Here is a 22,240-nt window from a genome sequence, read left to right on the forward strand (position 1 = left end):
TTCGAGATGGTCATTCATGCTTCCTTTCCGTGAAGCATGAACCGGATCAGTCATACACAGAAGACCTGACACTCTCATAATTGGTGCCCCCACACGGACTCGAACCGCGGACCTACTGATTACAAATCAGTTGCTCTACCAGCTGAGCTATAGGGGCACCGGGCCGCAGACCCCTTGAGGTGCGTCTCGGCGTGGGCGGTGTTTAGCCTGACTCGCCACGCAAAGAAAGCCTCGATTTTCATCTCTTGCGGCGCAGATGTCACCCCTGCCACGCTTCGCAACACCTGCGGTTTTCCCCGCCGTCAGGCCCGCTATACTGCGCGCCGAGCCAACGACAAACAAAGCCCCATGCAGGTCATTCTTCACACCGGCGTCCACTGCACCGATGACGACCGCCTTCTCAAAGGCCTGCTGCGCAATGCAGAGGCCTGGCGCCACGAGGGCGTGGCCATTCCCGGCCCGTCGAAATACCGCTCCCTGCTGACAGAGGCGATGAACAAGCTGCGCGGCGGCATCCCCGAACCGGGCACGCGCGACCTGCTGTTGGACGCCATCCTGCAACAGGATTCGGGACAGATCTCGCGCCTTGTGCTGTCGAACGACAACTTCTTTTCCGTGCCCAAGCTGATGTTCCAGAACGGCTTCATCTACCAGCGGGCCGAGGAACGGCTGACCAGCTTCATGCAGGCCTTTGAGGGCGACAAGGTGCAGCTTTTCATGGGGTTGCGCGATCCTGCCAGCTTCCTGCCCGCGGCCTTTGCCGCCACCCCGCACGACAGTTTCGCGGCCTTCATGGAAGGCGTGGACCCGATGCGGTTCCGCTGGTCCGACCTAATCCGCCGCATCAAGGGCGCCCAGCCGGACCTGCCGATCGTTCTGTGGTGCAACGAGGACACCCCCTTTCTATGGGGGCAGATCATTCGCGAGATGGCGGGCATCAAGCTGAGCCGCAAGATCACCGGCGCCTTCGACCTCTATTCACAGATCATCTCACGCGAGGGGATGCAGCGGTTCCGCGCCTTCCTCAAGGAAAACCCCACGATCACCGAGTCGCAGAAGCGCCGCGTGATGATGGCCTTTCTCGACAAATACGCGCTCGACGAGGCGATGGAGGAAGAGCTGAACCTCGACGGCTGGGACGGACCCTATGTCGACATGCTGACAGAGCTTTACGAGGACGACCTCGAGGTGATTTCGGAGATGGAGGGCGTGCGCCTGCTCACGCCCTGAGGCATCGGATGAATCTCCGCGCCCGGTGCTGGCCGGTATTGGCCGGTATTGGCCGGACAATCCCGTCGCGGGCTTCAATCTGGGCAAAACAGGTTACGAAAACCGCATGTTTGGCCTGCGCGCCATGATCGGGATCAATGTGCGCCTGTCCTCGCCCTCCTACCGTTCGGGGGGTGGCCCGGACCTTAAGTCCGGCCAGTCACTCGGGAGGAGACCATGATGAAGCTTGCAAAGATCGTTGTTCCGGTTCTGTTGGGTGCCCTTTCACTTCCTGTCGCGGCCCTGTCCCAGGAAATCGGGAAGGACGCATTCCAGGCCAATTGCGCCGTCTGCCATGGGACGGATGGCAAGGGGGGCGGTCCGATCCTGGATTATCTCAAGTCCGCGCCCTCGGATCTGACCAGGATCTCGGAGCGCAACGGTGGCCAGTTTCCGGCGCAGCAGGTCTATGACCTCATCGCCGATGCCGGTCAGACACGTGCGCATGGGACCAGCGAAATGCCGATCTGGGGCAATCGGTTCAATGCCGAGATCATCGCAAAGCAAGGCGAGTACGGCGGCGGGCCGACCGACATGCCCTCGGCACAGGCACGGATCCTGGAGCTGGTCTTTTTCCTGGCGACCATCCAGGAAGCCGGATGACCGAACGGCATCGGCCGCGTGACAGGTCTTTGGGGCCGTCGGGGACGTGACCTGCCACAGTGAAGGGCGCGGTCGTCAGGCCGCGCCTCTGTGCTATTTGCCCGACGACATCGACCCGAAAACCGGAAGACTGTCGAGCGCCTGTTTCAGCGCGTCGCCCCAGCCCTGGCTGATGGCTTGGAAATAGGGATCGTCCTGCTCGACCCGCCCGGTGTCGCCGCGCACCAGGCTGTCACTCGTGTAAAGGTGATAGTCAAAGGGCGCGCCCACGGTCAGGTTGGCCTTCACCGTGCTGTCGAAACTCACCAGCAACAGCTTCATCGCCTCGGCAAAGCTCAGGTCCGGGTCATATGCCCGCACCAGGATCGGACGACCGTACTTGATCTCTCCGATCTGGAAAAAGGGCGTGTCCAGCCCCGCTTCGATGAAATTGCCCTCGGGGTAGATCAGGAACAGGCGCGGCGGACCGCCGGCGATTTGCCCGCCGAGAATCAGCGTCGCGTTGAACACGGACGAGGCCCGCTGGCCGGTATCCGAATGGCGCGCGATCACGTCCCGCAGCGTGTCGGCCACCAGCCGCGCGACCTGGTACATCGAGGCCGCCTCCAACACCGAGGGGTTGCGCTCGCCATGTGCCTTGACGCGCTCGTCCAGCTCGCTGACCACGGCCTGCGTGGTCGCCAGGTTGCCCGCGCTGAGCAGCGTGATCACGCGGTCGCCCTCGGCCTCCCAGATCTTCATCTTGCCGTAGGTCGAGATATTGTCGAGCCCGGCATTGGTGCGGGTATCGGACATAAAGACCAACCCCCGGTTCAGCATCATCCCAACGCAATAGGTCATCCCGCGCGTGCCTTTCCTGCCCGTATCCAAAGGCCTTCTAAGGTCAGGACAGGGACCCGGCAAGCGCCAGATCCGGCCAGCGCGGATTCCGTCGCGGGACGTATCCTGCGGAGGATCACCCCGGAGTTATTGCTGGGCCACCTCTATTTCCACGTCCAGCGCCTCCAGCGCGCCGCCCTGCCGGGTGCCGCGCACCGGCGCCGCATCGTGATAATCCATGCCGGTGGCCACGCGGACATAGCGCTGGTCGGGCGAAATGCAGTTGGAACAGTCGAAACCGACCCAGCCCAGGCCCGGCAAATGCGCCTCTGCCCAGGCGTGCATGGCATCCTGTTCCGTGGTGTGGTCCAGCATCAGGTAGCCAGAGACATAACGAGCCGGCAGGCCCATCTCGCGGGCACAGGCGATGAAGACATGGGAATGGTCCTGGCAGACCCCGCGCCCCGCCGACAGCGCTTCCTCTGCGGTCCAGTCGGATTCGGAGGTGCCGACCTCGTAGGCAACCGCCTCGGCCACGGCCGCCATCAGCGCATGGGCGCGGTCCAGCTCGGTATCGCCCGAGACGCCGCGGACCAATGCCCGCACGCCCTGCCCCGCCTTGGTCTGCGGTGTCACCCGCCGGTACAGCCAGAGCGGCGCCGGGCCAAGGTGGCGGCCCACGACGCCGTGATTGTCATCCAGGTGCACCTCACCCTCGCAGGTGATGACCAGTTCCTGCGCACCGCGGTCGATCTCGATCAGGTCGACGGTGTTCTGGTGATGGTCGGTGTAGGACAGGGACTGTTGCCCCCCGGCGACACTGGTGTCCCAGCGCAGCACGTTCTGGCTGTGGCGCGACTTGGGCGTCTTGCGCAGCTGTTGCAGGCCGAAGTTCACCGGTTCTTCGAAACGGTAGCGGGTGATATGACGGATGGTCAGGTTCATCGGGGCCTCGGCACAGTCATTCATAGAACCGGTAATCGACTTCGATCTGCCGGCCCAGATCCCCCAGCAGAAGCAACATCTTCTGGATGAACTCATGCAGACCGTAGTCGAACACCGCGTCGATGTCCAAACTCAGGTAGGCGCGGTCGATATGGTCGATCTTGGCAAAAGAGGGCGCGCGTTCACCGTAGTCGGATCCCAGAAAGCCGAGGTTGTCCCGCAGCTTGTGCGCGCAGAAGGACAGCGAACGCGGCATCCGCCGGTTCAGGATCAGGAACTGCGCGATATCGCGCGGTTCCGACGAGGCGCCGTATTCCATGCGGTAGCCCCCCTGCCCCGAGACAGAGCGCAGGATGGTTTCCCACTGCACATTGTCGATGGAGGTGCCCACCGCCGTGACCGAGGGCAAAAGGACATAGTATTTCACGTCGATGATGCGCGCGGTGTTGTCGGCCCGTTCCAGGAATGTGCCGATACGGGCAAAATCGTAGATGTCGTTGCGCAGCATGGTGCCGTGGGTGGCGCCGCGGACAAGCCCGGTGCGCTGCCGGATCATGCCCAGCACCTGCGGCAGGTCGCGTTCGCTGACCTTGCGGGCCAGCACTTCCTTGACCCGCATGTAGGTGCCGTTCATCGCCTCCCAGACCTCGCCGGTCAGAGCGGTGCGCACCGTGCGGGCGTTCATCCGCGCCTGTTCCACGCAGCACAGTACCGACGAAGGATTGTCCCGCGATCTCAGCAGCCAGTCGATCGCCGCGTCCTTGGTCACCTTTTCATGGTCTGCAATATAGCCATCCAGCGTGCCGGCGGTCTGCAGAACCGACCGCCATTCCTCGTCCGAGGCCCCCATGCGGGTCAGCGCGATGCGCTGCCCGGTCTCGATCAGGCGGGCGGTGTTTTCGGCGCGCTCCAGCGCGCGGTACATCCAGAACAGGCCATTTGCCGTTTTTCCCAACATCGCGCGTCAGTCCTCCAGCACCCAGGTGTCCTTGGTGCCCCCGCCCTGGGAGGAGTTCACCACGAGCGAGCCCTTTTTCAGCGCCACGCGGGTCAGCCCGCCCGGCGTGATGTTGATTCCCTTGGGGCTGACCAGAACGAAGGGCCGCAGGTCGACGTGGCGCGGCGCCAGGCCCGACTTGGTAAAGATCGGCACCGTCGACAGGCTCAGCGTCGGCTGGGCGATGTAGTTGCCGGGCCGCGCCTCCAGCTTTTTGCGGAACTCGGCCAGCTCTTTCTTGGTGGCGGTGGGGCCGATCAGCATGCCGTAGCCGCCGGACCCGTGCACCTCCTTGACCACCAGCTCCTTGAGGTTGTCGAGGACGTAGGCCAGCGACTCCTTGTCGGAACAGCGCCAGGTCGGCACGTTTTCCAGCAGCGGCCGTTCGCCGGTATAGAACTCCACGATTTCCGGCATGTAGCTGTAGATCGCCTTGTCATCGGCGATGCCGGTGCCGGGCGCGTTTGCGATGGTCAGGTTGCCGGCACGGTAGACATCCATGATGCCCGGCACGCCCAGCGTGCTGTCGGGGTTGAAGGTCAGCGGATCAAGGAAATCGTCGTCGACCCGGCGATAAAGCACGTCGATCGGCTTGTACCCCAGGGTCGTGCGCATGCACAGGCGGCCGTCCTCGACCCGCAGGTCGTGGCCTTCGACCAGCTCCACCCCCATCTCGTCGGCCAGGAAACTGTGTTCGAAATAGGCCGAGTTGAAGATCCCCGGCGTCAGCAATCCGACGGTGGGCTTGCGGCCCAGCCCCTCGGGCGCGCAGGCGGCCAGCGAGTTGTAGAGATCCCCGGGATAGGTCGATACCGGCTGCACCCGGTTCCTCGAGAAGAGCTCGGGGAACATCTGAAGCATGGTTTCGCGGTTTTCCAGCATGTAGCTGACACCCGAAGGCGTACGCGCGTTGTCCTCGAGAACGTAGAACTCTTCGGGACCGGTGCGCACCAGGTCGATGCCGACGATATGGGTGTAGACGCCGCCCGGCGGACGCGTCCCGATCATTTCGGGCAAGAAGGCATCGTTGCGGGTAATCATCTGTTCGGGCAGGCGCCCGGCCTTCACGATCTCCTGTCCGTGGTAGATGTCGTAGAGAAAGGCATTGATCGCGCGCACCCGCTGTTCGATGCCGCGGCTCAGCTTTTGCCATTCGCGGCCGGAAATGATGCGCGGGATGATGTCGAAGGGGATCAGCCGTTCCTCTGCCTCGGCCCGTCCGTAGACGTTGAAGGTGATCCCGGTGAGGCGGAACAGGTCCTCTGCCTCGCGTTGCTTGGCGCGCAGATGCTTGGGATCCTCGCCTTCGAACCATGTGTTGAAGGGCTGGTAAGGCCTGCGTACAGTGCCCTCCGTGCCCAGCATCTCGTCAAAATAGACTTGATCGTTCATGCCGTTGCGGTCCACCCCATCACTGTATTGTAACAGGCAGGCTAGCGGGCAGTGACCGACGGCGCAACGGGCGTGAAAGCCTGCGTTGATCCCGGTGAGGGCAAATTGCTCAATAAACAGGCAGGGCGCGCCGGACAACCGGCCCGCCCTGCCCCGAGGGCCATCAGCCCATGCCCAGCGCGGCCTTGTACATGTCCAACACCGCCTCTTCCTCGGCGATGTCGTCGGCATCGCGCTTGCGCAGGGCGATCACCTTGCGCATGACCTTGGTGTCATAGCCGCGCCCCTTGGCTTCGGCCATGACCTCCTTGATCTGCTCGGCGACCTCCTTCTTTTCCTCTTCGAGCCGCTCAACGCGCTCTATGAACTGCTTGAGCTCGCCCGCGGCGACGCCGTAGCTGTCGGTTCCCGTATCCTGCATGTCTGCCTCTTCAGCCTCGTGACCGTATAAGGCCCTTCGATACCCCAGGCCCGTGTCCCCCATCAAGAGCGCGCAAGCCGGGGCTTGCACTCTGCGGCGGGCTTGCGCTAGGCGCAGCGGCGTAGACATCCAGGGGGACAGCGACAATGACGGCACTGATCTGGGGAGGCGCGGCGCTCTCGGTGGCGGGACTGGTCGGACTGGTCTGGTGCATCGTCCGCGTCTGGAAGGCGCGGCGGGCCGATCTGTCGGACGAAGACCTGCGCACGGTGGTCCGCAAGGTCGTGCCGCTGAACATGGGCGCGCTGTTCCTGTCGGTGATCGGCCTGATGCTGGTGATCCTGGGGATCTTCATGGGCTGAGCCCCCGGAGCCTGTCCGGGGCGCGCGGGGCACCGCTCGGTCCTGTCAGCGATCCTTAACCCCCGGCGCGCAGTCTTGCCCGCGATCGATCACTGAAAACCGGATCACTTCGGCCCCTTTCGGGGCACCCGTGATGCGCGCGACGAGGGGGCGAAAGCCCCCGATGGGCCGGGGCCTGGCAATCCCGGAAATCCGATCCGTTTCGGCGGCCGCCGTTTTCAGCCCTTCCACGAGGGATCACAGCCCCCGCCCGGCCGACATGGCCGTCGGCGGGCGTTGGCGCGCGCCCGGGTCGATGCCGGACCCACCTGTCTGAACCGCGCTGGAACGCGCCCCATGCGTTGCACCTGGAATGGCACCGTGTGGGCGGTGATCTTTTGCTTTGCAAAAGACACCCTGCCCACCTGTCTAAATCGCGCTGGAACGCGATTCAGACGGGCATGTTGTCGAACCCGTCTTCGGCCTCGTCCTCGTGATGCGCCTCGACCATCTCGCGCGCCCAGGCGGGAATCTCGGCGCCGACGCCCTCAAGCCCCAGCACCGCCTGTTCAAGGTGCTCCATCAGATCGTCGCGCGCCGTGCCTTTGGCCGCGTCCAATTCCTTGCGCAGCGTTTCAAGCCGCGCCTCAAGTTCCTTCGCCATGTCTTTCCTCCTGGACTTGGGACCGCCTCAGACCTCGGCGGCGCAGGTCTTGCAAAGTGGCGCCTCGGGCACCGCTTCAAGTCGTTCTGATGAAATCTCCTCGCCGCAGCGCGTGCAGATCCCGTATTCGCCGCGCACCATGCGCCCCAGGGCGGCCCGGATCCGCGCCACCTCTGCCTGGCCGCTGGCCCCCAGCCGTTCCAGCACCTCTTCGCCCTCGCGTTCGATGGCCTGGTCTTCCCAGTCCTTCGAATGCGGCGCCTCCAGTGCCTCTTCGATTCCGTCCAGCCGCACGCCCAGTGCGCGCAGCCGTTCAAGCAGTGCCAGTTTCCGTGCGTGGTGGGACATGATGCAAGCCTCCGTAACCTTTTCGGCACTCTGTCAAACCGTCGCAGCGCGGACCTTGATGCATATCAATCGCACCTTCCCTCTTGAAACATATTCACGTTTGTGTATATGAAGGTCCAGAAAGTTTGGAGGGAACCGAAATGAAACCCGAAGTGACTGCCTTCTTCGACGACGCCACGAACACGATCTCCTACGTCGTGCGCGACCCGAACGGCACCTCCTGTGCCATCATCGACAGCGTTCTGGACTTCGACTATTCGTCCGGCCGCACCGACACGAAATCCGCCGACGCGGTGATCGCCTTCGTCAAGGAAAAAGGCTACAAAGTCGAGTGGTTGCTGGAAACCCACGTCCACGCCGACCACCTCTCCGCCGCGCCCTATATCCAGGAGCGCCTGGGCGGCAAGATCGGCATCGGCGACCGTATCAAGATCGTGCAGGACACCTTTGGCAAGGTCTTCAACGAGGGCACCGAGTTCCAGCGCGACGGCTCGCAGTTCGACCAGCTCTTCCAGGAGGGCGACTCGGTCCACATCGGCCAGCTGCGCGTCGACGTGCTGCACACGCCCGGTCACACACCGGCCTGCCTGACCTATGTCGTCGGTGACGCGGCCTTTGTCGGCGACACGCTGTTCATGCCCGATTTCGGCACTGCCCGCTGCGACTTCCCCGGCGGTTCGTCCGAGACCATGTATGACTCCGTGCAAAAGATCCTCGCCCTTCCGGACGAGACCCGGATCTTTGTCGGCCACGACTACAAGGCCCCGGGCCGCGACGAATACGCCTGGGAAACCACCGTGGGCGAACAGAAAGCCACCAACGTCCACGTCGGCAAAGGCAAGACCAAGGAAGATTTCGTGCACATGCGCGACACCCGCGATGCCTCGCTGGACATGCCCAAGCTCATCATCCCCTCGCTGCAGGTGAACATGCGCGCGGGCCAGATGCCGCCGGCGGACGAAAAAGGCGACGTCTTTCTCAAGGTCCCGGTCAACAAGCTCTGACCCGGACGACACTCTGCGCGGGGGCGCGTCCCTGTCCCCGTGCAGAGGCATTTTTCCGGCGCACCATCCTCCCGAGGCGAACCGGGAGTCCGCCGGGCTGACAAAAAAGGAAACATACACATGCCAATCGACTGGATCTGGGGCCTGATCGGCGGAATGCTGATCGGCACGGGCGGCGCTGTCTACCTGTTGGGCAACGGCCGCATCATGGGCGCCAGCGGCATCATCGGCGGGCTCGTCGACGGGTCCGGCTGGTCGACCGCGGCGGAACGCATCATCTTTCTGATCGGCGTGGCCCTGCTGCCGGTGCTTCTGATGCCCTTCTATCGCGCGGTCGACACCCATATCACCGACAATTACGCGGTGCTTGTCGCCGCCGGGCTGCTGGTCGGTATCGGCACGCGGATCGCCAATGGCTGCACCTCGGGGCACGGTGTCTGCGGCATGTCGCGGCTGTCGATACGCGGGATCGTGGCCACCTGCTGCTACATCCTTGCCGGCGGCCTCGGCGTCGTCCTCTTCCGCCACATCCTCGGAGTGATCTGACATGGCACGACTTCTCATCGCATTTCTCGCCGGCGGGCTGTTCGGCGCCGGACTCTTCATCTCGGGCATGACCGACACCACCAAGGTGCAGGGCTGGCTGGACGTCTTCGGCGCCTGGGACCCGACGCTGGCCTTCGTCATGGGCGGCGCCATGATCCCGATGGCCATCGCCTGGATGATCCGCCGCCGCCGCACGATCTCGCTCACCGGCCTGCCGATGCCGCCGGCCCCGTCGAAGGAAATCGACGGCAAGCTGATCCTCGGTTCGGTCATGTTCGGCATCGGCTGGGGACTGGTCGGGCTGTGCCCGGGCCCCTCGATCGCCTCGCTAAGCTATGGCGGTCCGGGTCTCTATGCCTTCCTCGCGGCGATGATCGGCGGGATGCTGATTGCACCGATGCTGCGCGCGCGTCTGGACAGGGCCGTTCCGGCGGCATAAACCGAACCCATGACACCGCGCGTATTGACCGACCAGTATCACGTCTCCCCCCAGATCGACCCCGAGGATGCCGAGGCGATCAAGGCCGCGGGCTATGCCCTGGTCATCGACAACCGGCCCGATGCGGAGGTTCCGCCCTCGCATCAGGCCAGCGCCATGCGCCAGGCGATCGAGGCACAGGGTCTGCGATTCGAGGCTCTGCCGATCACGCACCAGACCATGACCGCGGAAAACATCCTGCGGCAGTCAGAGCTGATCGCCGCGGCCGAAGGACCGGTCCTGGCCTATTGCGCCTCAGGCACGCGCTGCTCGGTGATCTGGGCGCTGGGGCAGGCGGAAACGCTGGGCGCCGATGCGGTGATCGAGACGGCGGCCAAGGCGGGCTACAACCTCGCCGGGCTTCGCCCGACCCTGGAAACCCTGTCCAAACCCTAAAGCGTTACACAACAGGCTCCCGCGTCCGCGACACGGGGGCCTTTTTCTTTGGCAGAACGGCCCGTGGCAGCGCCCCCCTTGGCTGTTTGGCGCGTGACACCGCCCACAGCGCGCCGCTCAATCCTCTTCGAAATCGAAATCCAGCGGCGCGGCGTCAAAGCCATCGCCCATGTCGATCTCCGGCAAGGCCGCCATCGGTTCCCCGCCGCCCTCCGCTGACGTGTCGTCGCCCAGGCCAGAGAAATCGAAATCCCCGCCGTCAAAATCCATCGGCGGCAGGTCGGGGAGGTCTTCCTCGGCAGGCTCTGCCACCTGCGGCAGGTCAGGCACAGCCGGTTCCGGGGCCGCCGCGGGCGCGTCATGGCCGAACCCCGCCTCCGGCGCCGGTTCCGCGGCAGCGCACCCCCCCAGAGAGCCCGCCGTCACACTTGTTGCCGGCCAGTTCAACCGCACCGCACGCAACCCGTTCAGCTGCCCCAGCCGGCCACGCGCGACCAGGTCGCCACGGCCAGCCGTCACCTCGATCTTGTCCAGTGCATCCGGGGGGAGTGAGAGAAGATCACCCGGTTTCAGGGCTTCGGCCCGGCCCAGCGGCATGGTGATCCGGGCCAGCTTGGCGTCCAGCCGCGCGGCCACCCGGCTCAACCGTTCCTCATGCGGGCCGACGCCCCGCCCGGCCTCGGGCGTATCCTGACGCGGCTTGCGTTCGGGCAGGAACAGGGTCATCCGCCCGCGCCGACGGCCCAGGGCCAGGTCGATTTCGGCCCGGAAGGCGCGATAGCCCGCCGCGTCCAGGATCAGCCCGGCGGCGCGCGAATCCTCCAGCATGGCGCCGAAACGATAGCCATCCAGCTGCAGGTGCAGCGGATGCCCCTCCATCGTGTCGGCCAGCCGGGTCAGCGCGCCGTCGATCAGGGGTGCCATCATGGCAGCATCGGTCTGCGTCAGCAGCCGGTCTTCCTCGACCGGCATCTGGGTGACTTGCTGGATGGTTTGCACCTCGACCACGCCGGTCAGCACCTGGCGGTCGACAGATGCAAGGCCCAGCGCGCCCTCCGGCCCGTCCAGCAGGATCAGCAGGTCACGCGGGCCCAACGCCTCGACCACCTCGTCCTGGTCCAGCATCTCGACCGTGACGGATTGCGTCACCAGCGCCAGGTCCCAGAGCACGTCGGCGGTGCGCGACAGCGCCCGGCGCAAGGCCTTGGACAGCGACATGCCGCGTGCCTCATAGGCGCGCTGAGCCGCCTGGGCCTTTTGCCCAAGTACGTCATTGCGTGCACCGTCAGCCATGCAGAAAATCGCCCGTCATCAACTGCCTCCACTGCCCGTTATCAGCGGATTTGGTTACCAACCGCTTTAACGATCAGGAATTTGTTGAGAAAATCGACCGGGACCGTGCGCCCTATTGCGCCGCGATTTCCTGGCGCATCGGCAGGATCACGCGGAAAGCCGCGCCGCCCCGGTCGGCCAGGTAGGAAATCTCTCCCCCCAGCCGCGTCACGATCTGCCGCGAAATCGCCAGCCCCAGCCCGGCGCCGCCGGCCTTCTGGTCGCTGACACGGGCAAATTTCTCAAAGATCACGTCCTGCGCCTCGGGCGCCACGCCGGAACCGTTGTCGATGAAATCCACCAGCAACTGCCCGCGCGCGTCCGTCACCATGATCTGCAATTCCGGCGCCTCGGCGTCACAATACTTGCGCGCATTGGAAATCAGGTTGATGAAAACCTGGCTCAGCCGCTCGACATCGGTGGTCAGCCGAACCTGTTCGCCCACCCGCCGCCGGATCACCCTGATCCCCGACCCGGCCTCATCCGCCAGCGCGGCAGAGACCGCACGGTCCAGGATATCCTCCAGACGGCCCTCGGTGAGGTTCAGGTTGACCTGGCCATTCTCCAGCACCGACAGGTCCAGCAGGTCGTCCAGCAGACGGGTCAGGCGCATCGCCTCGTCATGGATGATCGAGGCATAGCGGTTCTGGTCCGCCCGGGTCAGACCCTGGGTATCGCGCAGGATCTCGGAGAAGGCACGGATCGAACTCATGGGCGTGCGCAGCTCGTGGCTGATCTGGCTGAGAAACGCATCCTTTTGCACCGACAGCCGCGTCAGCTTGTCATTGGCGCGGCGCAACTGGGCGGCGGTGCGGCTCAGCTCCAGCGACTGCGCCTCCAGCCGGGCGGAATACTCCATCATCTGCGCGGTCTCGTCGGCCACGGCCATCAGGTCTTCGACCGAGACCATCGCACCGCCGGTGATCTGGCCGACCATCGCATGGGCCGTGGCCGCCCCGACCGACCCGGCCAGTTCGCGTTCCAGCACCTGCAGGAATTCCGGTGTCGGGGCAGGCAGTTCGCCCTGCACCCCCTGCGCCTGGGCCTCGCGCAGGAACAGCGCCTGGGCCTCGTTGGGGCCAAGGATCCGCTGGGTCATGACCATCAGGTCTTCGCTCTCGGCGGTACTTTGCAACCAGCTGCGCGCCCCCGCCCCCGCTGCCCGGGCCGACACGAACTGCGCCCCCTGCAGCCGTTCCAGAGGCGAGGCGGCGCTGAACAGCGACCCGGCGACAAAGGCCAGCGTATTGAGCAGCAGGCTCCAGAACACGGCGTGCAGCAGCTTGTCGTCGAAACTCACCCCGAACAGCGCCTCTGGCCGCAGCAGCGTGATGTCCAGCGGGCCGGTGCTGAACCAGCTTGCGGGCAGAACCGTGCCGGGGCCGAAACTGGGCAGGTACAGCGTATAAAGCCAGATCGAGAACCCCGCCGTCAGCCCCGCCAGCGCCCCCACCCGCGTGGCCCCGCGCCAGAAGATCCCGCCCATCAGCGCCGGCAGGACCTGCGCCACGCCGGTAAAGGCGATCAGGCCGATAGCGGCCAGTTCGGTCCGCCCCCCCGACAGCGCGTAATAGAGATAGCCCAGCAGCAGAACGCCCGCGATGGACAGGCGCCGCGACAGCAGCACCACGTTGCGCACATCGCCCGAGACACTGGCCGTGCCTTCGCGCAGGCGCAGCCAGACCGGCATGACGATGTGGTTCGACACCATCGTCGACAGCGCGATGGCCGCGACGATCACCATGGAGGTGGCAGAGCTGAAGCCGCCCAGGAAGGCCAGCAACGCCAGCCCCTCCTTCCCCTGGCTCAGCGGCAGGGTCAGCACGAACAGATCGGGGTTCGATCCCTCTGGCAAGAGGTCCAGCCCGGTAACGGCGATCGGCACGACAAACAGGCTCATCGCCATGAGGTACAGCGGAAAGGCCCAGGCGGCCATGCGCAGCTGGGCGTCGTTGTCGTTCTCGACCACCAGAACCTGGAACATGCGCGGCAGGCAGAGGAAGGCCGCCGCCGACAGCAACATGACCCCGGCCCAGCGCCCGTTGTTCACCTGCCAGGTCCCCAGTTCCGAGGCGTCGATCCTTGCAAGCGTTTCGACAACCCCGCCCGACAGCCCCCAGACGACAAAGACCCCAAGCGCCACCAGCGCGGTCAGCTTGACCACCGCCTCGACGGCGATGGCCATGACGACGCCGTGATGGCGTTCGTTGGCGTCCAGGTTGCGCGTGCCGAAGATGACCGTAAAGATCGCCAGCCCGGCGGCGACCCACAAGGCGGTCAGACTGCTGCCCGGATCCTCGATCGGCGCCGTATCCGAAAACACCTCGACCGAGAGCGTCACCGATTGCAGTTGCAGCGCGATATAGGGCGTGGTGCCGATCACCGCGAGGATGGTGACACCGATGCCCAGCAGGTTGGACTTGCCATAGCGGGACGAGATCAGGTCGGCGATGGAGGTGATGCGCTGATTGCGCCCGATCCGCACCAGCTTGCGCAGGATCCACCACCAGCCCAGCATGACCAGGCTGGGGCCCAGGTAGATCGTCAGGTATTCGAACCCGTTGCGCGCCGCGCTGCCCACAGCGCCGTAAAAGGTCCAGGCGGTACAGTAGATCGACAGCGACAGCGTGTAGACGATGGGCGCCCGCAGCCAGCGCACCCGCCCGCTTTGCGCCGCGCGTTCGGCAAAGAAGGCGACGGCAAAGAGCAGCGCGACATAGGCGATCGAGATCGACGCCAGCAGATTCAGCGTGCTCACGGTCCCTCGCCTCCGGACGGCGGTGCGGCGGCACTGTTTGCCCCTTTCAGAAGGCGGACCAGCCGGGCGGCCGCCAGCGCAAGTCCCAGCCAGATCCCGAAGATATAGACCAGCACCAGAGAGGCGGGCATCGGCGCATCGGCGCCACGCCACAAAAGCGGCAGCCACCACAGCACCCAGCCCAGCAACGGCAAGGCGCAGGCGGCGTCGATCAGGCGGCGGCGGCGAAAACTCTGGCGTTCGACCTGGAACGGCGCATGACGCACGGGCGGCTTGCCCGGCGGGCGCGGCGGCACGCCTCCGGGCGGGCGGGTCATTGCGCCGACAAGGCCCGCACGGCGTCGAGCACCTCGGCGTTCGAGAAGGGCTTGGTCATGAAGCGGCTGGCGCCGGCGCGTTCGGCCATCTCGCGGTCCTTGCTCTGTCCGCGCGCGGTCAGCATCAGCACCGGCAGCTCGGAATGGGCGGGGTCCTCGCGCAGCTCGCGCAGGATGTCATAGCCCGATCGCCCCGGCAGCATCACATCCAGGATCACCACGTCGGGCGCCCGGTCACGCACGATCTGCGCGGCGTCGGTGCCGTTGGAATGGGTGTGCACCTGCCAGCCATCGCGGGACAATATGAAACGGATCGCTTCAATGATATTCGGCTCGTCCTCGATCAGCAGAACCTGTCCGCCCATATCTTCCCCCCCGCATCCCGCCTCCAAGGTCTTTTGCGCCTATCCTAAAGCAGGTAACGCCAAGTCTAGGCGGTTATCGCGACCGGTGTCAAAATACTGTTGTCGCTAACGCGGTGTTTTCTGACCCCGGACAAGCCCTTGGCCTGCCCCAGCGTCGCGGTGCCCCGCCACAGGGCGCACCCGGGGCTCAGCGCCGGGCCGAGGCCAGGATCGAGGGTTCGCGCCGCCCCTCGCAGGATTCGCGCGGGCAGACCCGGCAGGCCACCCCCAGTTGCGGCGGTGTCGCGGGCGGGTCTGCCCCCTGCGGCAATGGGCGGACCAGCATCTGCGCCTGGTACAGCGGATCGGCATTGACCGCAGGCCCGGCCTGCGGTGTCGCCAGCGCATCGGCCCAGAGCAGGGTGCCGGTGCGCCCGACCTGCATCACCGGCCCCGCCAGGATCACATGCGGACGCGACAACGCCCGGTAGAGCGGCCAGAGCGGACAGGCGGCGCCGAAACGGGGCATCGGGAAATCCGGCAGCGGCTTGCGGTAGGTCAGCACACCCGAACTGTCGCAGATTGCCAGGCCCACCGGGGTCGGCAGGTCCTCGGGCGGCATGGCGGCAAGGCGGCGCATGATGCGGGCCGGGTCGGCGCCCAGCGCGGCCGCCAGCGCCGCCGGATCGGGGCCATGCTCTTCGACCGCCGGGCGCAGCCGGTCCAGCGGCAGGGCCGCGGCATCGGCGGCGTAGCGGTCCAGCCAGCCGCGCAAGAGCCCGCGCGCAGGCCCCGACAACCCCCGGCCCAGCGCGGACAGGGCCGCGTCACGGTCGCCCCCCGCTTCCAGCTCGGGCACCGTGTGCCCCGCCTTCTCCAGTGCAGCGTCCAGCTCCTCTTGCGGGGCGCCGGTTTCCAGCGGCGAGGTCTCGTCCGCCTCCAGGTAGGTGACAAGCCCCCGGCTGGTTTCCGCCAAGCGCGCGCTGTCCTCGTAGATGTTGCGGTGAAAGCGCGCCTGCCATTCCGCGTCGACCTCGCCCGGTTCCGCCAGGATCGAGGCGGCAGAGCGGATCGCCGTCACGGTCGACAGCATCTCGTGCAGCGAGGCGGCCAGATGCGGGTCATGGGTCATGCGGTCGTTCAGCGTTTCCAGGCTGCGCTCCAGTTGGGCGACGCGGCTGTGACTGTCGGCCAGCACCTGCGCCCAGCCCGGAAAACGCCCGGCGAATTCATCGACGCGGTCCAGCTCGGAACTGACCTGCGGCATGTCGGCGGCGGCCTCGCGTAGCGAAGCGATCAGCGCCGCCCCCGCGCCTTCGGTCAGGGCCGCCGGTTCGACCCGCAGGATCTCGGCGATGCTGAGCAGAAGTTTGCCGCCGATTCTGCGCCGATTATGCTCGATAAGATTCAGGTAAGATGCAGAAATACCGGCCTTTCTGGCCAGATCCGCCTGCTTCATGCCGCGCAGCACGCGCCTTTCGCGGATTCGCGATCCCGTCAGAGTGTCGCGGGGCATGAGGCTTTCCTTTGCCGATTCAAGGGGTTTCTGCAACGCAACATAAACACCTTTACAGAATACCACTGTCTACTTTTCAGACGTTGACAAAAAAAGTGTTACTCGTAAAGCGCTTGTTGCGCGGTTTTCCATCCCCCTGTCATACTGCATTTGCACAGATGTGCGAACGCCCCCGAAGACTGAGGAGAATTCCGGGGCGGCTTTTTCGAAACGGGAGGATTTCATGTCCAAACTCAACGTGACGCGCCGTGGCGTGATCAAGACTGGTGCCGTGGCCGGTGCCGGCCTGGCGCTGCCTACATACCTGTCGGCGGCCAGCCATTCGGGCTATACCAACGCACCCACCGGCAGCACCGTGACCCTGGGCTTCAACGTTCCGCAAACCGGCCCCTACGCGGATGAGGGCGCAGACGAGCTGCGCGCCTATGAACTGGCGGTCGAGCACCTGAACGGCGGCGGCGACGGCGGCATGCTGTCGACCTTCTCGTCCAAGGTCCTGGACGGCACGGGCATCCTGGGCAAGAAGGTGGAATACGTCACCGGCGACACCCAGACCAAATCGGACGCCGCGCGCGCATCGGCCAAGTCGATGATCGAAAAAGACGGCGCCATCATGATCACCGGCGGCTCCTCCTCGGGCGTGGCGATCGCGGTCCAGGGTCTCTGCCAGGAAGCCGGCGTCATCTTCATGGCCGGTCTGACCCACTCGAACGACACCACCGGCAAGGACAAGAAGGCCAACGGCTTCCGTCACTTCTTCAACGGTTACATGTCGGGTGCCGCGCTGGCGCCGGTGCTGGCCAAGATGTACGGCAACGACCGCAAGGCCTATCACCTGACCGCCGACTACACCTGGGGCTGGACCCAGCAGGAATCCATTGCCGCCGCCACCGAGGCGCTTGGCTGGGAAACCGTCAACAACGTGCTGACGCCGCTGGCCGCCACCGACTTCTCGTCCTACATCGCGCCGGTCCTGAACTCGGGCGCCGACGTTCTGGTGCTGAACCACTACGGCGGGAACATGGTCAACTCGCTGACCAACGCCGTGCAGTTCGGCCTGCGTGAGAAGGTCGTGAACGGCAAGGACTTCGAGATCGTCGTTCCGCTGTATTCGCGCCTGATGGCCAAGGGTGCCGGCGCCAACGTCAAGGGGATCTTCGGCTCGACCAACTGGCACTGGTCGCTGCAGGACGAAGGCTCCAAGGCATTCGTCAAGTCCTTCGGCACCAAGTACGGCTTCCCGCCGAGCCAGGCCGCGCACACCTGCTATGTCCAGACCCTGCTGTATGCGGATGCGGCACAGCGCGCCGGATCGTTCAACCCCTGCGCCATCGGCGAAGCCCTGGAAGGCTACGAGTTCGACGGCCTGGGCAACGGCCCGACCCTCTACCGCGCCGAAGACCACCAGTGCTTCAAGGACGTGCTGGTCGTGAAAGGGAAAGACAACCCGACCTCGGAATTCGACCTTCTGGAGATCGTCGAAGTCACGCCGCGCGCGCAGGTCGAATACGCACCGGATCACCCGATGTTCGCAGGTGGCTCGCTGGGCTCCTGCAACCCGGGCGCGTAATCACGCCGGGCCCTCGCGGGGCCGCGTGACGGGCAGGGCCTTGCGCCCTGCCCAACCCAGCACACTCCCCCTCGGCCCGCTGACACGGGTCCTCTCTTTTCCGCACTCCGACCGCAAAGGGTGGGACAATGGACGCAATCCTCCTGCAAATTCTGAACGGGCTCGACAAGGGTTCGGCCTATGCGCTGATCGCGCTGGGTCTCACGCTGATCTTCGGCACACTGGGCGTGGTGAACTTCGCGCATGGCGCGCTGTTCATGATCGGCGCCTTCTGCTCGGTGACGCTGCAACGCATATTGAACATCTCGTACGAGACCATCGACCCGACCAAGACCGACTTCCTCGGCAATCCGGCGAAGATCAAGACTCCCTATGTCGAAAGCTGGTTCGGCCCCGAGATGGGATCAAGTATCATCGAATGGTCCGTCCCGCTGGCCATCCTCTTTGCCATCCCGATCATGATCGGCATCGGCTTCATCATGGAGCGCGGGCTGATCAAGCATTTCTACAAGCGCCCGCACGCAGATCAGATCCTGGTGACCTTCGGCCTGGCCATCGTGCTGCAGGAAGTCATCAAGTACTATTTCGGCGCGAACCCGATCCAGACGCCTGCCCCCGATGCGCTGGAAGGTGTGGCTCAGCTCACCTCGACCATCGTCTACCCGATCTGGCGGATCGTCTACTTCTGCTTCGCTCTGGTCATCATCGGCGCGGTCTTCGCCTTCCTGCAGTTCACCACCTTCGGCATGGTGGTCCGTGCCGGCATGGCCGACCGTGAGACCGTGGGCCTGCTGGGCATCGACATCGACAAGCGCTTTACCTTCATGTTCGGCCTTGCCGCCGCCGTCGCCGGTCTGGCCGGGGTGATGTACGGGCCGATCAATGCGCCCAACTATCACATGGGGATGGACTTCCTCGTTCTCAGCTTCGTCGTGGTCGTCGTCGGTGGGATGGGCTCGCTTCCGGGTGCCGTCGCCGCCGGGTTCCTGCTGGGCATCCTGGAAAGCTTTGCCTCGATGAAAGAGGTCATCACGATCGTTCCCGGCATCAACCAGATCATCATCTACCTTGTCGCCATTGTCATCCTTCTGACCCGTCCGCGCGGTCTGATGGGTCGCAAGGGCGTGATGGAGTAAGCCCATGTTCGGACTGGACAAGAAAGACAGCACACTGCTGCTCATCGTGGCGCTGCTCACAATGCTCGCGCCCTTCATCTTCAACCCCTTCCCGACCGACAGCGGACTGGCACAGTTCAACGCCGGCTACCCGGACCTGATGCAGCGTTTCGTGATCTTCGGGATCTTCGCCATCGGCTTCAACATCCTCTTCGGTCTGACCGGCTACCTCTCCTTCGGCCACGCGGCCTTCCTGGGGGTGGGGTCCTACTCGGCGGTCTGGATGTTCAAGCTGCTGAGCATGAACATCGTCCCGGCGATCCTGCTGTCGGTTGTCATCGCGGGTCTGTTTGCCCTGGTCATCGGCTTTGTCAGCTTGCGCCGGACGGGGATCTACTTTTCGATCCTCACCCTGGCCTTCGCGCAGATGTCCTTTGCCCTGGCCTACTCGGTGCTGACGCCGTTGACCAACGGCGAGACCGGGCTTCAGCTGACGCTGGACGATCCGCGCATCCTGGGCAGCTCGGCCACCGCCGACGGGTCGATCCCGGTGACCAACCTCTTCGGCCTTGAAATGCGCTCGGCCTATGACCTGGTGATCGGCCCGTGGAGCTTTACCTTCTCCGCCGGTTACTACGTCTGCGCCATCGTCATGCTGCTGTCCTTCTACCTGGCGATCCGCATCTTCCGCTCGCCCTTCGGCATGATGCTGCGCGCGATCAAGTCGAACCAGCAGCGCCTGAACTACACCGGCCTGAACCCCAAACCCTACACACTTGCGGCCTTCGTGATCTCGGGCATGTATGCCGGCCTGGCCGGTGGCCTGATGGCCGCGATGGACCCGCTGGCCGGGGCCGAACGGATGCAGTGGACCGCCTCGGGCGAGGTTGTCCTGATGACCATCCTTGGCGGCGCGGGCACTCTGATCGGCCCGGTGCTGGGCGCCGGCGCGATCAAGTACATGGAAAACATCTTTTCCAAGATCAACGACAACGTGCTGCACGGCTGGTTCGCCTTCCTGCCGGACGGGATCGAGGACGCCATCGTCTTCATCATCCATCCCTTTGTCGGCAAGGGCTGGCACCTGACGCTGGGCATCATCTTCATGCTTGTCGTGACCTTCCTGCCCGGCGGCCTTGTCGAAGGTGGCCAGCGCATCGCCCGCCTCTTCAACCGCAAGAAGGCCGACGATCCCAAGTCGGCCAGCACCGAGCCCGCGGAATAAGGAGACAGACTGATGGGTATTCTTGAAGTCAAGGACGTGGGCAAGCGCTTCGGCGGTCTCAAGGCCCTCTCGGACGTGAACCTCAGCGTGGCGGAAAACACCTGCCACGCGATCATCGGGCCGAACGGCGCGGGCAAGTCCACCCTGCTCAATTGCCTGGTGGGCAAGCTGATCCCCGACACCGGGTCGGTCATGTTCCAGGGCCAGTCGGTGCTGGGCCGGAGCCCGCACGAGATCAACCAGATGGGGATTTCCCGCGTCTTCCAGACGCCCGAGATCTTCGGTGATCTGACCGTGTTCGAAAACATGATGATCCCGCTCTTCGCCAAGCGGGACGGGGCCTATCGCCTTCACGCCATCGAATCGGTGATGAACGAGAAATCGCTCATCGAAGAGGCCGAGAAGATGCTGGAAGAGGTGAACATGCTGGACAAGCGCCACATGCATTCCGCCTCGATGTCCCGCGGCGACAAGCGGCGGCTGGAGATGGCCATGTGCCTGGTACAGTCGCCCAAGCTCTTGCTGCTGGACGAGCCCACAGCGGGCATGGCGCGCGCCGACACCAACAACACCATCGACCTGCTCAAGCAGATCAAGGACGAGCGCGACATCACCATCGCCATCATCGAGCACGACATGCACGTGGTCTTTTCCCTCGCCGACCGGATCACGGTGCTGGCGCAGGGCACGCCGCTGGTCGAGGATGCGCCCGAGAACATCAAGGGCCATCCCAAGGTGCAGGAAGCCTACCTGGGCGAAGCGCATTGAGCCGTCACACCGCGCCCCGGCCTTGCGCCGGGGCCTCCACCCATGAGGTCCCGGGTCAGGCCCGGGACGGGAGAAGCCAAAGATGAACGTCCGCCCCGACTTTTCCAAGAACGCCAACATGGCGGAAACCGCCCCCGCCTTCCTCTCCGTCTGGGACATGCATTCCTACTACGGCGAAAGCTACATCGTGCAGGGCATCAGCTTTAACGTGCACGAGGGTGAGATCCTGGCCCTGCTGGGCCGCAACGGCGCCGGCAAGACGACCACGCTGCGCTCTATTGCGCGGCTGGATGACCCCCAGGTGAACCACGGCGAAATCTGGCTGGATCACCAGCCGCTGCACACGATGAAGTCCCACCAGGCCGCGATCGCCGGGCTGGGCCTTGTCCCCGAGGACCGGCGTATCATCCCCGGCCTGACGGTCGAGGAGAACCTGCAGCTGGCCCAGATCGCACCGCCGATCGGCTGGTCGCTGGAACGTCTCTACGAGCTTTTCCCGCGCCTCGGCGAACGCCGCAAGCAGGAGGGCATCACCCTTTCGGGCGGCGAACAGCAGATGCTGGCCATCGCCCGGGCCCTGGCGCGTGACATCAAGGTGCTGCTGCTCGACGAACCCTACGAGGGCCTGGCCCCGGTCATTGTCGACGAGATCGAAAAGACCCTGCGCCACATCAAGGAACAGGGCATGACCACGGTCATCGTCGAACAGAACGCCGTGCGCGCGCTGCAACTGGCCGACCGGGCTGTGATCCTCGATACCGGCTCCATCGTCTTTGACGGCAGCGCCGCCGAGGTGCTGGAGAACGAGAGCCTGCGCGCGGAATATCTGGCTATCTGACGCGCCGCTGGCGCACGGCACCACCCGCCGGGGCCGTACAGGACTTAGGAACCACTTGATTTCGGGGGCGGGGAGGTTTTCCCTGCCCCCGAGCATTTTCTGGAGGAGAGCCAAAATGAGCACCACCTATCCCCCGTCCGCAGATATGGTGAAAAACGCCCACGTCGACGCGTCGCGGTATGACGAGATGTACGCGGCCTCGGTGTCGGACCCGGAGGGGTTCTGGGCGGAGCA

The 22,240-nt window shown here is 64.8% G+C and carries 24 protein-coding genes and 1 tRNA gene; 12 read left to right on the plus strand and 13 right to left on the minus strand.

Features of this window, described 5'->3' with window-relative positions:
- Window positions 1-81: 81 nt before the first annotated feature.
- Window positions 82-157, minus strand: a tRNA-Thr gene (locus tag KZZ07_RS25385).
- 191 nt (window positions 158-348) lie between these two features.
- Between KZZ07_RS25385 and KZZ07_RS25390 the strand changes: the two genes are divergently transcribed.
- Together KZZ07_RS25390 and KZZ07_RS25395 are read left to right on the plus strand one after the other, a co-directional pair.
- Complete coding sequence (locus KZZ07_RS25390; RefSeq protein WP_219519339.1) at window positions 349-1,230, plus strand: hypothetical protein; 882 nt, start codon at window positions 349-351, stop codon at window positions 1,228-1,230.
- 216 nt (window positions 1,231-1,446) lie between these two features.
- A complete protein-coding gene (locus KZZ07_RS25395) occupies window positions 1,447-1,872 on the plus strand; it encodes a c-type cytochrome (protein WP_219519341.1) in 426 nt (141 codons plus the stop codon).
- A 93-nt stretch (window positions 1,873-1,965) separates the two neighbouring features.
- Here KZZ07_RS25395 and KZZ07_RS25400 read toward each other — a convergent pair whose 3' ends face one another.
- The 5 genes from KZZ07_RS25400 to KZZ07_RS25420 form a co-directional block, all read right to left on the minus strand.
- Window positions 1,966-2,712: a proteasome-type protease gene (locus tag KZZ07_RS25400; protein WP_219519344.1), complete on the minus strand. Its 747-nt coding sequence runs from the start codon at window positions 2,710-2,712 to the stop codon at window positions 1,966-1,968.
- A 126-nt stretch (window positions 2,713-2,838) separates the two neighbouring features.
- Window positions 2,839-3,636, minus strand: a complete 798-nt coding sequence (locus KZZ07_RS25405) for a transglutaminase family protein (RefSeq protein ID WP_219519347.1) — start codon at window positions 3,634-3,636, stop codon at window positions 2,839-2,841.
- A gap of 16 nt (window positions 3,637-3,652) precedes the next feature.
- Window positions 3,653-4,594 carry an alpha-E domain-containing protein gene (locus KZZ07_RS25410; RefSeq protein WP_219519350.1) on the minus strand — a complete coding sequence of 314 codons (942 nt, stop codon included), beginning with the start codon at window positions 4,592-4,594 and terminating at the stop codon, window positions 3,653-3,655.
- A 6-nt stretch (window positions 4,595-4,600) separates the two neighbouring features.
- Window positions 4,601-6,025, minus strand: a complete 1,425-nt coding sequence (locus KZZ07_RS25415) for a circularly permuted type 2 ATP-grasp protein (protein ID WP_219519352.1) — start codon at window positions 6,023-6,025, stop codon at window positions 4,601-4,603.
- Between the two features lie 163 nt (window positions 6,026-6,188).
- Window positions 6,189-6,446, minus strand: coding sequence for a DUF2312 domain-containing protein (locus KZZ07_RS25420; RefSeq protein ID WP_043146416.1), 258 nt, complete (start codon window positions 6,444-6,446; stop codon window positions 6,189-6,191).
- 146 nt (window positions 6,447-6,592) lie between these two features.
- Here KZZ07_RS25420 and KZZ07_RS25425 point away from each other — a divergent pair, with 146 nt between their 5' ends.
- Window positions 6,593-6,808 (plus strand): hypothetical protein, encoded by a 216-nt coding sequence (locus KZZ07_RS25425; RefSeq protein WP_219519354.1) that lies wholly within the window; start codon window positions 6,593-6,595, stop codon window positions 6,806-6,808.
- A gap of 430 nt (window positions 6,809-7,238) precedes the next feature.
- On the opposite strand, the gene KZZ07_RS25430 is transcribed toward KZZ07_RS25425, so the two are convergent.
- Window positions 7,239-7,451, minus strand: a complete 213-nt coding sequence (locus tag KZZ07_RS25430) for a hypothetical protein (RefSeq protein WP_219519358.1) — start codon at window positions 7,449-7,451, stop codon at window positions 7,239-7,241.
- 27 nt (window positions 7,452-7,478) lie between these two features.
- Window positions 7,479-7,799 carry a TraR/DksA family transcriptional regulator gene (locus KZZ07_RS25435; RefSeq protein WP_219519361.1) on the minus strand — a complete coding sequence of 107 codons (321 nt, stop codon included), beginning with the start codon at window positions 7,797-7,799 and terminating at the stop codon, window positions 7,479-7,481.
- A 140-nt stretch (window positions 7,800-7,939) separates the two neighbouring features.
- Between KZZ07_RS25435 and KZZ07_RS25440 the strand changes: the two genes are divergently transcribed.
- From KZZ07_RS25440 to KZZ07_RS25455, 4 genes are all read left to right on the plus strand, one after another.
- A complete protein-coding gene (locus KZZ07_RS25440; protein WP_219519365.1) occupies window positions 7,940-8,803 on the plus strand; it encodes an MBL fold metallo-hydrolase in 864 nt (287 codons plus the stop codon).
- 120 nt (window positions 8,804-8,923) lie between these two features.
- A complete protein-coding gene (locus tag KZZ07_RS25445) occupies window positions 8,924-9,349 on the plus strand; it encodes a YeeE/YedE family protein (RefSeq protein WP_219519368.1) in 426 nt (141 codons plus the stop codon).
- 1 nt (window position 9,350) lies between these two features.
- Window positions 9,351-9,788 (plus strand): DUF6691 family protein, encoded by a 438-nt coding sequence (locus tag KZZ07_RS25450; protein WP_219519371.1) that lies wholly within the window; start codon window positions 9,351-9,353, stop codon window positions 9,786-9,788.
- Between the two features lie 9 nt (window positions 9,789-9,797).
- Window positions 9,798-10,223 carry a protein tyrosine phosphatase family protein gene (locus tag KZZ07_RS25455; RefSeq protein WP_219519375.1) on the plus strand — a complete coding sequence of 142 codons (426 nt, stop codon included), beginning with the start codon at window positions 9,798-9,800 and terminating at the stop codon, window positions 10,221-10,223.
- 117 nt (window positions 10,224-10,340) lie between these two features.
- On the opposite strand, the gene KZZ07_RS25460 is transcribed toward KZZ07_RS25455, so the two are convergent.
- The 5 genes from KZZ07_RS25460 to KZZ07_RS25480 all read right to left on the minus strand — a co-directional run bounded on the left by KZZ07_RS25460 (window position 10,341) and on the right by KZZ07_RS25480 (window position 16,490).
- Window positions 10,341-11,516, minus strand: a complete 1,176-nt coding sequence (locus tag KZZ07_RS25460) for a FliM/FliN family flagellar motor switch protein (protein WP_219519378.1) — start codon at window positions 11,514-11,516, stop codon at window positions 10,341-10,343.
- A gap of 112 nt (window positions 11,517-11,628) precedes the next feature.
- A complete protein-coding gene (locus KZZ07_RS25465; RefSeq protein WP_219519381.1) occupies window positions 11,629-14,313 on the minus strand; it encodes an ATP-binding protein in 2,685 nt (894 codons plus the stop codon).
- The gene (locus KZZ07_RS25470; RefSeq protein WP_219519384.1) at window positions 14,310-14,630 is read right to left on the minus strand and encodes a hypothetical protein; all 321 of its coding nucleotides are present in this window, start codon (window positions 14,628-14,630) and stop codon (window positions 14,310-14,312) included. The genes KZZ07_RS25465 and KZZ07_RS25470 overlap by 4 nt, the downstream gene beginning before the upstream one ends.
- Window positions 14,627-14,995: a response regulator transcription factor gene (locus KZZ07_RS25475; RefSeq protein WP_219519387.1), complete on the minus strand. Its 369-nt coding sequence runs from the start codon at window positions 14,993-14,995 to the stop codon at window positions 14,627-14,629. The genes KZZ07_RS25470 and KZZ07_RS25475 overlap by 4 nt, the downstream gene beginning before the upstream one ends.
- A gap of 187 nt (window positions 14,996-15,182) precedes the next feature.
- On the minus strand, window positions 15,183-16,490 hold the full coding sequence (locus KZZ07_RS25480; protein WP_219519390.1) for a helix-turn-helix domain-containing protein: 1,308 nt from the start codon (window positions 16,488-16,490) through the stop codon (window positions 15,183-15,185).
- A gap of 223 nt (window positions 16,491-16,713) precedes the next feature.
- Here KZZ07_RS25480 and KZZ07_RS25485 point away from each other — a divergent pair, with 223 nt between their 5' ends.
- From KZZ07_RS25485 to KZZ07_RS25505, 5 genes are all read left to right on the plus strand, one after another.
- Window positions 16,714-18,060: a substrate-binding protein gene (locus tag KZZ07_RS25485; RefSeq protein ID WP_219519394.1), complete on the plus strand. Its 1,347-nt coding sequence runs from the start codon at window positions 16,714-16,716 to the stop codon at window positions 18,058-18,060.
- A gap of 128 nt (window positions 18,061-18,188) precedes the next feature.
- Window positions 18,189-19,196, plus strand: a complete 1,008-nt coding sequence (locus tag KZZ07_RS25490; protein ID WP_219519398.1) for a branched-chain amino acid ABC transporter permease — start codon at window positions 18,189-18,191, stop codon at window positions 19,194-19,196.
- 4 nt (window positions 19,197-19,200) lie between these two features.
- Window positions 19,201-20,400, plus strand: coding sequence for a branched-chain amino acid ABC transporter permease (locus KZZ07_RS25495; protein WP_219519401.1), 1,200 nt, complete (start codon window positions 19,201-19,203; stop codon window positions 20,398-20,400).
- Window positions 20,401-20,412: 12 nt separating this feature from the next.
- Window positions 20,413-21,168 carry an ABC transporter ATP-binding protein gene (locus tag KZZ07_RS25500; protein ID WP_219519404.1) on the plus strand — a complete coding sequence of 252 codons (756 nt, stop codon included), beginning with the start codon at window positions 20,413-20,415 and terminating at the stop codon, window positions 21,166-21,168.
- A gap of 82 nt (window positions 21,169-21,250) precedes the next feature.
- Window positions 21,251-22,006, plus strand: coding sequence for an ABC transporter ATP-binding protein (locus tag KZZ07_RS25505; protein WP_219519408.1), 756 nt, complete (start codon window positions 21,251-21,253; stop codon window positions 22,004-22,006).
- Window positions 22,007-22,240 lie beyond the last annotated feature (234 nt).

Source organism: Mameliella sp. CS4 (assembly GCF_019392335.1).
In the GTDB taxonomy this organism is placed as follows: Bacteria; Pseudomonadota; Alphaproteobacteria; order Rhodobacterales; family Rhodobacteraceae; genus Antarctobacter.

Excerpts from the sequence above, each read along its gene's own strand:
- KZZ07_RS25390 (WP_219519339.1), top strand. The coding sequence starts at position 349 with ATGCAGGTCATTCTTCACACCGGCGTCCACTGCACCGATGACGACCGC.
- KZZ07_RS25395 (WP_219519341.1), top strand. The coding sequence starts at position 1,447 with ATGATGAAGCTTGCAAAGATCGTTGTTCCGGTTCTGTTGGGTGCCCTT.
- KZZ07_RS25400 (WP_219519344.1), bottom strand. The coding sequence starts at position 2,712 with ATGACCTATTGCGTTGGGATGATGCTGAACCGGGGGTTGGTCTTTATG.
- KZZ07_RS25405 (WP_219519347.1), bottom strand. The coding sequence starts at position 3,636 with ATGAACCTGACCATCCGTCATATCACCCGCTACCGTTTCGAAGAACCG.
- KZZ07_RS25410 (WP_219519350.1), bottom strand. The coding sequence starts at position 4,594 with ATGTTGGGAAAAACGGCAAATGGCCTGTTCTGGATGTACCGCGCGCTG.
- KZZ07_RS25415 (WP_219519352.1), bottom strand. The coding sequence starts at position 6,025 with ATGAACGATCAAGTCTATTTTGACGAGATGCTGGGCACGGAGGGCACT.
- KZZ07_RS25420 (WP_043146416.1), bottom strand. The coding sequence starts at position 6,446 with ATGCAGGATACGGGAACCGACAGCTACGGCGTCGCCGCGGGCGAGCTC.
- KZZ07_RS25425 (WP_219519354.1), top strand. The coding sequence starts at position 6,593 with ATGACGGCACTGATCTGGGGAGGCGCGGCGCTCTCGGTGGCGGGACTG.
- KZZ07_RS25430 (WP_219519358.1), bottom strand. The coding sequence starts at position 7,451 with ATGGCGAAGGAACTTGAGGCGCGGCTTGAAACGCTGCGCAAGGAATTG.
- KZZ07_RS25435 (WP_219519361.1), bottom strand. The coding sequence starts at position 7,799 with ATGTCCCACCACGCACGGAAACTGGCACTGCTTGAACGGCTGCGCGCA.
- KZZ07_RS25440 (WP_219519365.1), top strand. The coding sequence starts at position 7,940 with ATGAAACCCGAAGTGACTGCCTTCTTCGACGACGCCACGAACACGATC.
- KZZ07_RS25445 (WP_219519368.1), top strand. The coding sequence starts at position 8,924 with ATGCCAATCGACTGGATCTGGGGCCTGATCGGCGGAATGCTGATCGGC.
- KZZ07_RS25450 (WP_219519371.1), top strand. The coding sequence starts at position 9,351 with ATGGCACGACTTCTCATCGCATTTCTCGCCGGCGGGCTGTTCGGCGCC.
- KZZ07_RS25455 (WP_219519375.1), top strand. The coding sequence starts at position 9,798 with ATGACACCGCGCGTATTGACCGACCAGTATCACGTCTCCCCCCAGATC.
- KZZ07_RS25460 (WP_219519378.1), bottom strand. The coding sequence starts at position 11,516 with ATGGCTGACGGTGCACGCAATGACGTACTTGGGCAAAAGGCCCAGGCG.
- KZZ07_RS25470 (WP_219519384.1), bottom strand. The coding sequence starts at position 14,630 with ATGACCCGCCCGCCCGGAGGCGTGCCGCCGCGCCCGCCGGGCAAGCCG.
- KZZ07_RS25475 (WP_219519387.1), bottom strand. The coding sequence starts at position 14,995 with ATGGGCGGACAGGTTCTGCTGATCGAGGACGAGCCGAATATCATTGAA.
- KZZ07_RS25480 (WP_219519390.1), bottom strand. The coding sequence starts at position 16,490 with ATGCCCCGCGACACTCTGACGGGATCGCGAATCCGCGAAAGGCGCGTG.
- KZZ07_RS25485 (WP_219519394.1), top strand. The coding sequence starts at position 16,714 with ATGTCCAAACTCAACGTGACGCGCCGTGGCGTGATCAAGACTGGTGCC.
- KZZ07_RS25490 (WP_219519398.1), top strand. The coding sequence starts at position 18,189 with ATGGACGCAATCCTCCTGCAAATTCTGAACGGGCTCGACAAGGGTTCG.
- KZZ07_RS25495 (WP_219519401.1), top strand. The coding sequence starts at position 19,201 with ATGTTCGGACTGGACAAGAAAGACAGCACACTGCTGCTCATCGTGGCG.
- KZZ07_RS25500 (WP_219519404.1), top strand. The coding sequence starts at position 20,413 with ATGGGTATTCTTGAAGTCAAGGACGTGGGCAAGCGCTTCGGCGGTCTC.
- KZZ07_RS25505 (WP_219519408.1), top strand. The coding sequence starts at position 21,251 with ATGAACGTCCGCCCCGACTTTTCCAAGAACGCCAACATGGCGGAAACC.